Genomic DNA, 10,257 nt, shown 5'->3' with positions numbered 1-10,257 from the left:
GTAGATACTCACTCTGGTAAATCTTGTTTGAATGCGCTGCATCTGTGGGTATGAGCAGGCCTCGCTCCTATGCGCGCTGAAGCCCATAATGGCGGGAGCGGTTTTGAGGGGAGATGAAAGTTTGTTAACTGGACGGTTGAGTGGACTTCTGGTGCTGGCCGGCGTTTTATCCGGTTGCGGCAACGGCGACAGCCTGGAACGCTTCGACGGCCCGACCATGGGCAGTCGTTATTCCATTCAATACGTAAGGCATGCCTCCACGCCTGGGCCGAAAGCGGTACAGGCTGAAGTGGAAAATATCCTCGCCGAAGTGGATCGACAATTTTCGACCTATCGCAGCGACTCGGACACCGAGCGCTTCAACGCACTGCCGGCCGGTCGCTGTCAGGTCATGCCTGGCCCGGTACTCGAATTGGTTCGCATCGGCGAGCGATTGTCTTCGCAAAGCGAAGGCGCCTACGACTTGACGGTGGAGCCGCTGCTCAACCTCTGGGGCTTTGGCCCGCAGGCGCGAGAGGAAAAAGTCCCGAGTGCCCAAGCGCTGGCCGAGGTGCAGCAGCGCGTCGGTCACAGCCACTTGCGCATCGACGGGGACCGGTTGTGCAAGGATGCCGCGGTGGAGGTCGACTTCAACAGCATCGCTGCCGGTTACGCGGTTGACACGATTGCCGCAAAACTTGAAGCGATGGGCATCCACGACTACCTTGCTGAAGCCACCGGCGAACTCAAGGCTGTCGGCAAAAAACTCGACGGCTCGCCGTGGCGCATCGCCCTGGAAGAACCCCGTGATGACCAACAAGTGGCCAAACGCATCATCGCCGTCGACGGCTACGGGGTGTCCACCTCCGGTGACTACCGTAATTATTTCGAGCAGGGTGGTCGGCGCTATTCCCACACCTTCGATGCCCGCACTGGAACACCGGTCCTACACACCCTGGCGTCAGTCACGGTCATTCATCCTTCAGCGTTGATGGCTGATGGCCTATCGACGCTGTTGCTGATTCTTGGCCCTGAACGGGGTTGGGACTATGCCGAAACTCACAACATCGGTGCATTCTTTGTGATTCGTGCCGATACAGGTTTCGTCATACGGACCAATCAGGCGTTTGAACGCCTCAGTGGCGGAAAAACCGAATGATTACGGCAATTCGTGCATTGAAAACTGGCGTTGTAGTGCAGGCAAAAGTAGCCTACGACGCGACCAAGGGTTAATGTGCGCGGCGTTGACGCTTCTATAGACTGTGTCCGGGTTCTGCACTGGCCCCAAATTGTTCCTTCACGCCGCAGATTCGGCGTGATTTAGCCGCAGGTGCCGAGGGCGCCGCGGCCTGTTCTGAGGAGTACGCATGGCTGTCTACAACTACGACGTGGTGGTGCTGGGTTCCGGCCCGGCGGGAGAAGGCGCGGCAATGAACGCCGCCAAAGCAGGGCGCAAGGTGGCGATGGTCGACAGCCGTCGCCAGGTTGGCGGCAACTGTACTCACCTGGGCACCATCCCGTCCAAGGCACTGCGTCACTCGGTCCGGCAGATCATGCAGTTCAACACCAACCCGATGTTCCGGGCCATTGGTGAGCCGCGCTGGTTCTCGTTCCCGGACGTGCTGAAAAGCGCCGAGAAAGTCATTTCCAAACAAGTCGCTTCGCGCACTGGCTACTACGCCCGTAACCGCGTCGACGTGTTCTTCGGCACCGGCAGCTTCGCCGACGAGCAAACCATCGAAGTGGTCTGCGCCAACGGTGTGGTCGAGAAGCTGGTGGCCAAGCACATCATCATTGCCACCGGTTCGCGCCCGTATCGCCCGGCGGACATCGATTTCCATCACCCGCGTATCTACGATAGCGACACCATCCTCAGCCTCGGCCACACCCCGCGCAAACTGATCGTTTACGGCGCCGGCGTGATCGGCTGCGAATACGCGTCGATCTTCAGTGGTCTGGGCGTGCTGGTTGAACTGGTGGACAACCGTGGTCAGTTGCTGAGCTTCCTCGACTCGGAAATTTCCCAGGCGCTGAGTTATCACTTCAGCAACAACAACATCACAGTTCGCCACAACGAAGACTACGACCGCGTCGAAGGCGTGGACAACGGCGTGATCCTGCACCTCAAGTCCGGCAAGAAGATCAAGGCCGACGCCTTGCTCTGGTGCAACGGCCGGACTGGTAACACCGACGCATTGGGTCTGGAAAACATCGGCGTGAAGGTCAACAGCCGTGGCCAGATCGAAGTCGACGAAGCCTACCGCACCTGCGTACCGAACATTTACGGCGCCGGTGACGTGATTGGCTGGCCGAGCCTGGCCAGTGCCGCGCACGACCAGGGTCGTTCCGCTGCTGGCAGCATCGTGGATAACAACAGCTGGCGCTTTGTGAATGACGTGCCGACCGGCATCTACACCATTCCGGAGATCAGCTCGATCGGTAAGAACGAGCAAGAGCTGACCCAGGCCAAAGTGCCATACGAAGTGGGCAAGGCGTTCTTCAAGAGCATGGCGCGTGCACAGATCGCCGGCGAGCCTCAGGGCATGCTGAAAATCCTGTTCCACCGCGAGACCCTGGAAGTGCTGGGCGTTCACTGCTTTGGTTATCAGGCGTCGGAGATCGTGCACATCGGTCAGGCAATCATGAGCCAGCCGGGTGAATTGAACACGCTGAAGTATTTCGTCAACACGACGTTCAACTACCCGACCATGGCTGAAGCCTATCGGGTAGCGGCGTACGATGGCCTTAACCGGCTTTTTTGAGCGGCTCCGGCCGGTGGCCTGAGCCGGCCGGGGAGACCGATTTCAGCAATTCTCGAGGGTGGCAGTGGCCAAACCGGGAAAGTCTGTAATCAGGCTGTCAACGCCGAAGTCGGCGAGTCTGCGCATCAGCGCGGGCTCGTTGACTGTCCACACCGACACATGCAGCCCCTGACGCTGCGCCTTTTGCAGGCGTTCCGGCGTACACAGGGTCCAGTTCAGCGCAAGAATTTCACAGCCATAGCTTTGCGCGACCTTCAACGGGTCGAGCCAGGCGTACTCGGCGACTAATCCGCGGGACACGTCCGGCACCAGGTCCAGCGCGGCTTTGAGCACTTCGCGCGAGCTTGACGTGATGGTCACCTTGTCGAGCAGACCGTGGCGCACGGCCATTTCACGAATCGCCAACACGGTGGTCGCGGCGCGGGTGCGTGAAGCGCTTTTGACTTCCAACTGCCAGTGCTCGAAATCGCATTTCTCGAACAACTCCTCCAGCGTAGGAATCGGGCACGGCTTGATCCAGCCCGGGCCGCCCTTGCGCGCGTCGTAGGTCACCAGCTCGGCGGCCGTGTGCTCGACCACCTTGCCGCGTCGGTCGGTGGTGCGTTTGAGTGTCGGGTCGTGGATGACCATCAGCTCGCCGTCCTTGGACAGGTGCAGGTCCAGTTCGCAACGACGCACGCCGTGCTTGAGGCATTGCTGAAAGCTGTTCAGCGTGTTTTCCGGTGCTTCGCCCTTGGCGCCGCGATGGCCGTAGATGAGGGTCACGGTTCTTCCTTAAAAAAATTAAAGGCCTGATTCGTTTTCGCGGGCCAGGCGTCGTTCCTGGGCCTGCTTTTGCAGAATGTAACGGGCGAGCAGTTGGCGCTGGGCATCGGTTGGGCGTTCGAACTCGGTGCCGATGTCGAAGCCGCCACCCTTGCGGTCGCAGTGGGTGACGCGTGCCCGCAGCAACAGGCCGAGGGCTTGCGGCATCAACACCAGTTTCACCGACAAGTGAGTGCCTGCTGCAATAGCGGTCGGATGCTGAAAGTCGACTCCGCCTTCCGAGATGATCACTGGCTGAGGCTCGCCGATCTGTCCAAGCACGGTGATAGCGATCACCTGGCTGAGCAGATCGATGCGTTTGTTCTGGGATTTCAGGAATGCCGCGAGGTTGCGGTCGCGTTCACTGATCTGGCGCAGCAGGTGTTGCGACTCGAATTCGCTCAGGTGCAGTTCGCTGAGCAAGTTGAATAGCGGGGAAGCATCCTGCAACACTTCCTGGCCTGCGGCTTCGGGAGCGGACAGGGGCCGAATTTCCAGTGCGATCGTGTCCTCGATACGGTAGTATTCGCGGCGATCTTCTTCATCTAATGTCGACATGGCGAACCCATGGTAGCGGCGGTGGTCTGAGTGTAAAGCTGGTTATCGACCCCCGCCACAAGGACGTTCCTTTTCCCTCCGAACAAGCCCCGACATGTTCAGACCTCTCTTCGTATTTATTGGCACGCGTTATACCCGTGCAAAGCGTCGCAATCATTTTGTGTCGTTCATTTCCCTGACTTCGATGATCGGTCTTGCCCTCGGCGTGATCGTGATGATTGTCGTGCTGTCGGTCATGAACGGTTTCGATCATGAGATGCGCACGCGCGTGCTGGGCATGGTGCCCCACGCGACCATCGAGTCCGGTGAGCCGATCAGCGACTGGCAAGGCCTCGCCGCCAAGGTCAAACAAAACCCGCAGGTGACGGCCGTGGCGCCGTTTACCCAGATGCAGGGGTTGCTGACCAACAATGGCAAGGTCTCCAAGGTGCTGCTCAATGCCATCGACCCGGCGCTGGAGCGCCAAGTGTCGATCATTGACAAGTTCATGCTGCAGGGCAAACTCGACGACCTCGCGCCCGGCAGTTTCGGCATCGTCATCGGCGACAAGGCAGCCGCCAAGCTCGGCGCAGCCATTGGCGACAAGCTGACCTTCGTCGCGCCGGAAGTCACCGTGACCCCGGCCGGCATGTTCCCGCGCATGAAACGCTTTACCGTGGTCGGCATTTTCCATGTCGGCGCCGGCGAGATCGACGGGTACCTGGGCGTGACCAACCTGCAGGATCTGGCCAAATTGCATCGCTGGAAACCGGATCAGGTGCAGGGCATCCGCCTGAAGTTCGACGACCTGTTCCAGGCGCCGCGCACCGCGTGGAACATCGCCCAGCAGCTCGGCGAAGACCATTTCTACGCCCGCGACTGGACCCGCACCCACGGCAATCTGTATCAGGCCATCCGCATGGAAAAAGCCATGATCGGTCTGCTATTGCTGCTGATCGTCGCCGTCGCCGCGTTCAACATCATTTCCACGCTGGTGATGGTGGTGAACGACAAAAAAAGCGACATCGCCATTCTGCGTACCCTCGGCGCCACGCCGCGTTCGATCATGGCGATCTTCATGGTGCAGGGCACGGTCATCGGCGTGGTCGGCACGTTGATCGGCGCCGTGGTCGGGATCTTCGCCGCGCTGAACGTCAGCGCCGCGATCTCGGCCCTCGAAGGCTTGATCGGGCACAAGTTCCTCAATGCCGACGTGTACTTCATCGATTACCTGCCGTCGCAAGTGCAGAGCCAGGATGTATTGATGGTTTGCGCCGCCGCGTTGGTTCTGAGTTTCCTCGCCACCCTGTATCCAGCCTGGCGTGCCGCGCGCACCCAGCCTGCGGAGGCGCTACGTTATGAGTGAGTCGGGCATGAGTGAAAAAGCAATCTTGAGCTGCCGCAACCTGGGCAAATCCTACGAGGAAGGCCCGGAGTCGGTAGAGGTGTTGGCCGGTCTGCAACTGGAACTGCATCCGGGGGAGCGCGTAGCGATTGTCGGCACCTCGGGGTCGGGCAAAAGTACTTTGCTCAACCTGCTGGGCGGCCTCGATACGCCGACCAAGGGCAGCGTCTGGCTCGACGGTGAAGAGCTGTCGGCACTCAGCGAGAAGAATCGCGGTCTGTTGCGCAATCGGTCGCTGGGTTTTGTTTACCAGTTCCACCATTTGCTGCCGGAGTTCACCGCGCTGGAAAACGTTTGCATGCCGCTGCTGATCGGCAAGACCGCAATCCCGGAAGCGCGCCAGCGTGCAACGGCGTTGCTGGAGCGGGTAGGGCTGGGCCATCGCCTGGAGCACAAGCCGGCTGAACTGTCCGGTGGCGAACGTCAACGCGTGGCCATCGCCCGCGCGCTGGTGAACAAGCCAGGCCTGGTGATGCTCGACGAGCCGACCGGCAACCTCGACTCCCACACTGCCCAGGGAATTCAGGATTTGATGCTGGAACTCAGCACTTCGATGCGCACGGCGTTCCTGGTGGTGACTCACGACATGAACCTGGCTCGCCAGATGGATCGCGTCCTGCATTTGCAGGACGGTTGCCTGACGCCTATCTGATTGGCCGAAACCCGATGTCTGAAAAGATGTCGGGTCTTTTTGTTTTTATACGGTGCCCCAGCGAATGTTCAGACCGTTATCGATCTTTATCGGCACGCGCTATACCCGCGCCAAGCGCCGCAATCGCTTTGTTTCGTTCATCTCGATGACCTCGATGATCGGCCTCGCCCTCGGTGTGCTGTCGATGATCGTGGTGTTGTCGGTGATGAACGGCTTCCAGCGCGAAATGAGCTCGCGCATCCTCGGCATGGTGCCGCACGCGACCATCGTCGGCGTCAACCCGATCGATGATTGGCAGCCGGTGGCCGCCGCCGCGATGAAAAACCCGGAAGTGACCGCCGCCGTACCGTTCACCGAAATGGAAGGCATGCTCTCCTATAAAGGCACGATGCAGCCGATTCAGGTCAGCGGCGTCGATCCGGCGTTGGAAGGCAAGGTCTCGATTGTTGCCCAGCACATTGTTCAGGGCCGTCTCGACGCCTTGAAGCCGGGCGAGTTCGGTGTGGTGATCGGTGAGATCACGGCACGACGTTTCCGCTTGAATGTCGGCGACAAAATCACCCTGATCGTACCGGAAGTCAGTACCGCTCCGGGCGGGATCACCCCGCGCATGCAGCGTCTGAACGTGGTGGGCGTGTTCAAGGTCGGCGCTGAGCTGGACGGTTCCATGGCGCTGATCCACGTTGCTGATGCCGCGCAGATGCAACATTGGGAGCCGAATCAGGTGCAGAGCGTGCGCCTCGCGGTGAAGGATTTGTACGCAGCGCCGAAGGTTTCCAGCGATATCGCTGGCGGCTTGGGCGCCGCTTACAAGGCTGACGACTGGACTCACACCCAGGGCAGTCTGTTTAGTGCGATGAAAATGGAGAAAACCATGATCGGCCTGCTGTTGCTGATGATCGTTGCGGTGGCAGCGTTCAATATCATCGCGACCCTGATCATGGTGGTGAACGACAAGGGCGCGGACATCGCGATCCTGCGTACCATCGGTGCCACGCCACGGCAGATCATGGCGATCTTCATGGTCCAGGGCACGGTGATTGGCGTGGTTGGCACTTTGATCGGCGGCGTGCTCGGCGTGATTGCAGCGCTGAACGTCAGTGAGCTGGTGGGCTGGATGGAGCGGGTCAGCGGGCAGCATATCTTCAGTTCTGACGTGTATTTCGTCAGTAACCTGCCTTCGCAATTGCAGGGCGGTGATGTGTTGTTGATCTGCTCGGCCGGGTTTGTGTTGAGTTTCCTCGCCACGGTTTACCCGGCGTGGCGGGCGGCGAAGATCGAGCCGGCTCACGCGTTGCGGTATTCGTAAGCCCTGATACCGTTTTATCGCTGACAAGCCAGCTCCTGCAGGATTCCGAGACGTTCACAACATTGTGACTCCACTCGATCACTGTAGGCGCTGATTTGCCAGCGAAGAGCCTCCCGTCTGGCGCAATCAGTGGCTAATTAAATAGCAGTAGGCCAACTGCTATAAGCGACATTCATTTCGGCTGATCCATTTAGCGTTACATTTTGTTTGTTCTTGAGAGTGAATGTGCACGTCGCTTTAAAGCGCCTGTTTGCCTGATCAAGCTCCAGCGTCATTGTCCCGCTAGTTGCACTGAATAATGTCCATTGGTCCCCTTCGACGATATCCTCGTTTCTTTCCTGATAAACCAGATTTTTGATCATGGGACCGGGAATGGTGTGTGTGCCACTGCGAATGCCAGGGTCCAGGCCAATGTAAAACATCTGGTCGTGGGGCGCCTGGCGGTTACGTTGTGAGGCTGTCAGTGCCAATCCACCTCCGGCGAGGACCGCAATGCGAGGCCGATCATCCAGGAATGCATTGCGATTTTCCAAGGTGGACTTAAAGATGATATGAGTAGACTTTTTAGTTGTGGGTGTGGCGAGAGTTGTATCTTCCATGATGCTCTTCCTTCAATAAGTTATTGGCTTTCCCTTGTAAGGGAGTGATAACTGTATATCAGAGGATGGGCGTGGATACTTGAGGTTGATGATGTTTGTGCTGTGTGTTCAGTTGCAAATTATTATTTGGCGTACTTGACGAATTGTATTGTGAATGAAGTCCACTGCGAGTCGGACGTACAAGTAATGTCGCCACCATGAGCGCGGATGATTGAACGTGTAATTGCCAGTCCCAGGCCTACGTTTTCACTGCTGCCTTCACGCCGTGCCGGGTCGACCCGGTAGAAGCGATCAAACAATCGTGGCAACTGCGTGGCGGGAATGCCGATGCCGGTGTTTTCTATACTCAGGTTCAAACTGTCCGCGTTTTCAACTATTCGTACCCGAACGTGACCCGCCTGCGGCGTGAAACGCAACGCGTTATCCAGCAAATTGGAAAGCGCCCGCCGCAACATGCTCCGGTCACCCTCCATCCGCGCGCTACCTTCACGGCTCAATGTCACCCGTGCGTCCTCGGCCAGCGGCGCAAAAAACTCCAGCAACACATCTGCTTCTTCGGCCAGCTCCAGCGGTTCCCGCTTGGGCATCAGCAACCCATGGTCAGCCTTGGCCAGGTACAACATGTCGTTGACCAACTGCGCCATCCATTGCAACTCTTCGAGGTTGCTGTGCAGCGCTTCGCGGTAATCCTCGATGGGCCGGGGGCGGGTGAGAGTAACTTGGGTGTGGGTCAGCAGGTTCGACAAGGGCGTGCGCAGTTCGTGGGCTATGTCGGCGGAGAACGCCGAGAGTCGTTGAAAAGAATCATCCAAGCGTACGAGCATGGCGTTGAAGTTGTGGGCCATTTCCGCAAGTTCTGGAGGCATGTTCTCTTCCGGCAGGCGAACGTTAAGCGATTGCGCGGAAACGCCACTGGCAACCGCGCTCATGCGTCGCAACGGCCGCAACCCGCTACGCGCCGCCCAGGCGCCGAGCAGTGCGGTGGCCAGCGCTGACAAGCCAACGGTCAGCCAGATCAGGTGCTGCATGCGTTGCAGAAAATGCTGGTGATGGGTGATGTCGAGCAACAGCGTCAGTTGCGGCGAATGGGGCTTGTCGATAAACAAAGGGGCATTCAGCACGCGGTAGTCGGTACCTTCGTCGTTCATCGTCGACAAACCCGGTTTTTGCGGGAGCTTGTCGGGCAGGCGCGCCGAGCTGTCGAACCAGCGTCGGCCGTCGCTGCCGGTAATCCGCAGCGACAGATCAGCCTGGCGGCTCAATTCGTCCGCCAGTTTGACTTCGCTCTCACTCGATTGAATGTCCTGAAGCGCCCGGCGCAGACCGATCAACTTGCCGTCCAGCAACTGCTGGTCAAGCTCGACAAAGTGCGCCTCGCTCGCACGGCTGAACAACACGCCGGCCAGCAACGAAACCACGGCCGTGCAGGCAGCGAACAGCAATGCCAGGCGGCTGCTCAAGGACAGTTGGCGCATCAGGCAGGGCGCTCTTCGAGGACGTAACCCATGCCGCGTACGGTATGGATCAGCTTGTTCGGGAATTCATCGTCGATCTTCAGGCGCAGGCGGCGGATGGCGACTTCGATGACGTTGGTGTCGCTGTCGAAATTCATGTCCCAGACCTGGGAGGCAATCAGTGACTTGGGCAACACCTCGCCCTGACGACGCAGGAGCATTTCCAGCAGGGCGAATTCTTTCGCGGTCAGGTCGATGCGCTGGCCGCTGCGTTCGACGCGGCGGCGGATCAGATCCAGGCGCAAGTCGGCCAGTTGCAGGCTGGTTTCCTGAGGCGTGGCGCTGCCTCGACGCAGCAGGCTGCGAACCCGGGCCAACAGCTCGGAGAAGGCAAAGGGCTTGACCAGATAGTCGTCGGCCCCGAGCTCGAGGCCGTGAACCCTGTCCTCCACCGCGTCTCGCGCTGTCAGAAAAAGTACCGGCGTATCCAGGCCGGCGCTGCGCACAGCTTGCAGGATTTGCCAGCCATCGCGACCCGGCAACATCACATCGAGGATCAACAACGCGTAGTCACCACTCAACGCCAATTGCTGGCCGGTGCTGCCGTCGGCCACCAGTTCGGTGTTGAAGCCGGCTTCGGTCAAGCCCTGACGCAGGTAATGGCCGGTTTTCGGTTGGTCTTCGACAATCAGCAGTTTCATGGGCGACTCGAGGCAAATGGACCGAACGCTTTATACCGTGGGCGGCGAACGTGCA

General features: G+C 59.1%; 10 protein-coding genes. 5 read left to right on the top strand and 5 right to left on the bottom strand.

Translation table 11 applies throughout. The annotated features are described in order from the left end of the window. The first annotated feature begins 88 nt into the window (after positions 1-88). Positions 89-1,138: an FAD:protein FMN transferase gene (locus tag ACI77H_RS04220; protein ID WP_407010508.1), complete on the top strand. Its 1,050-nt coding sequence runs from the start codon at positions 89-91 to the stop codon at positions 1,136-1,138. A gap of 208 nt (positions 1,139-1,346) precedes the next feature. Next, positions 1,347-2,741: a Si-specific NAD(P)(+) transhydrogenase gene (gene sthA / locus ACI77H_RS04215; protein WP_201204956.1), complete on the top strand. Its 1,395-nt coding sequence runs from the start codon at positions 1,347-1,349 to the stop codon at positions 2,739-2,741. Between the two features lie 42 nt (positions 2,742-2,783). Here sthA and ACI77H_RS04210 read toward each other — a convergent pair whose 3' ends face one another. After that, on the bottom strand, positions 2,784-3,506 hold the full coding sequence (locus ACI77H_RS04210) for a glycerophosphodiester phosphodiesterase (RefSeq protein ID WP_407010507.1): 723 nt from the start codon (positions 3,504-3,506) through the stop codon (positions 2,784-2,786). Positions 3,507-3,524: 18 nt separating this feature from the next. Beyond that, positions 3,525-4,103, bottom strand: a complete 579-nt coding sequence (locus tag ACI77H_RS04205; protein ID WP_407010506.1) for a PilZ domain-containing protein — start codon at positions 4,101-4,103, stop codon at positions 3,525-3,527. 94 nt (positions 4,104-4,197) lie between these two features. Between ACI77H_RS04205 and ACI77H_RS04200 the strand changes: the two genes are divergently transcribed. The 3 genes from ACI77H_RS04200 to ACI77H_RS04190 all read left to right on the top strand — a co-directional run bounded on the left by ACI77H_RS04200 (position 4,198) and on the right by ACI77H_RS04190 (position 7,448). Further along, positions 4,198-5,448, top strand: coding sequence for a lipoprotein-releasing ABC transporter permease subunit (locus ACI77H_RS04200; RefSeq protein WP_407010505.1), 1,251 nt, complete (start codon positions 4,198-4,200; stop codon positions 5,446-5,448). 7 nt (positions 5,449-5,455) lie between these two features. Then, positions 5,456-6,139, top strand: coding sequence for a lipoprotein-releasing ABC transporter ATP-binding protein LolD (lolD, locus tag ACI77H_RS04195; protein ID WP_407010503.1), 684 nt, complete (start codon positions 5,456-5,458; stop codon positions 6,137-6,139). Between the two features lie 64 nt (positions 6,140-6,203). Continuing rightward, on the top strand, positions 6,204-7,448 hold the full coding sequence (locus ACI77H_RS04190) for a lipoprotein-releasing ABC transporter permease subunit (protein ID WP_407010502.1): 1,245 nt from the start codon (positions 6,204-6,206) through the stop codon (positions 7,446-7,448). Between the two features lie 137 nt (positions 7,449-7,585). Here the strand turns inward: ACI77H_RS04190 and ACI77H_RS04185 are convergent, their stop codons facing one another. From ACI77H_RS04185 to ACI77H_RS04175, 3 genes are all read right to left on the bottom strand, one after another. After that, the gene (locus ACI77H_RS04185; RefSeq protein ID WP_407010500.1) at positions 7,586-8,047 is read right to left on the bottom strand and encodes a hypothetical protein; all 462 of its coding nucleotides are present in this window, start codon (positions 8,045-8,047) and stop codon (positions 7,586-7,588) included. A 122-nt stretch (positions 8,048-8,169) separates the two neighbouring features. Next, complete coding sequence (locus ACI77H_RS04180; protein WP_407010499.1) at positions 8,170-9,522, bottom strand: heavy metal sensor histidine kinase; 1,353 nt, start codon at positions 9,520-9,522, stop codon at positions 8,170-8,172. Beyond that, positions 9,522-10,202 carry a heavy metal response regulator transcription factor gene (locus tag ACI77H_RS04175; RefSeq protein ID WP_407010498.1) on the bottom strand — a complete coding sequence of 227 codons (681 nt, stop codon included), beginning with the start codon at positions 10,200-10,202 and terminating at the stop codon, positions 9,522-9,524. Before ACI77H_RS04175 ends, ACI77H_RS04180 begins: the two co-directional genes overlap by 1 nt. Between the last annotated feature and the right edge of the window lie 55 nt (positions 10,203-10,257).

The sequence above is a fragment of the Pseudomonas sp. O230 genome, assembly GCF_045447035.1.
GTDB lineage: Bacteria > Pseudomonadota > Gammaproteobacteria > Pseudomonadales > Pseudomonadaceae > Aquipseudomonas.
Note: the sequence above shows the minus strand (reverse complement) of the source record. Positions and strands in the feature narration are given on the sequence as shown.

What these genes read in the sequence shown, in the direction of transcription:
- ACI77H_RS04220 (WP_407010508.1), top strand. Translation starts at nt 89, where the DNA reads ATGGCGGGAGCGGTTTTGAGGGGAGATGAAAGTTTGTTAACTGGACGG.
- sthA (WP_201204956.1), top strand. Translation starts at nt 1,347, where the DNA reads ATGGCTGTCTACAACTACGACGTGGTGGTGCTGGGTTCCGGCCCGGCG.
- ACI77H_RS04205 (WP_407010506.1), bottom strand. Translation starts at nt 4,103, where the DNA reads ATGTCGACATTAGATGAAGAAGATCGCCGCGAATACTACCGTATCGAG.
- ACI77H_RS04200 (WP_407010505.1), top strand. Translation starts at nt 4,198, where the DNA reads ATGTTCAGACCTCTCTTCGTATTTATTGGCACGCGTTATACCCGTGCA.
- lolD (WP_407010503.1), top strand. Translation starts at nt 5,456, where the DNA reads ATGAGTGAAAAAGCAATCTTGAGCTGCCGCAACCTGGGCAAATCCTAC.
- ACI77H_RS04190 (WP_407010502.1), top strand. Translation starts at nt 6,204, where the DNA reads ATGTTCAGACCGTTATCGATCTTTATCGGCACGCGCTATACCCGCGCC.
- ACI77H_RS04185 (WP_407010500.1), bottom strand. Translation starts at nt 8,047, where the DNA reads ATGGAAGATACAACTCTCGCCACACCCACAACTAAAAAGTCTACTCAT.
- ACI77H_RS04180 (WP_407010499.1), bottom strand. Translation starts at nt 9,522, where the DNA reads ATGCGCCAACTGTCCTTGAGCAGCCGCCTGGCATTGCTGTTCGCTGCC.
- ACI77H_RS04175 (WP_407010498.1), bottom strand. Translation starts at nt 10,202, where the DNA reads ATGAAACTGCTGATTGTCGAAGACCAACCGAAAACCGGCCATTACCTG.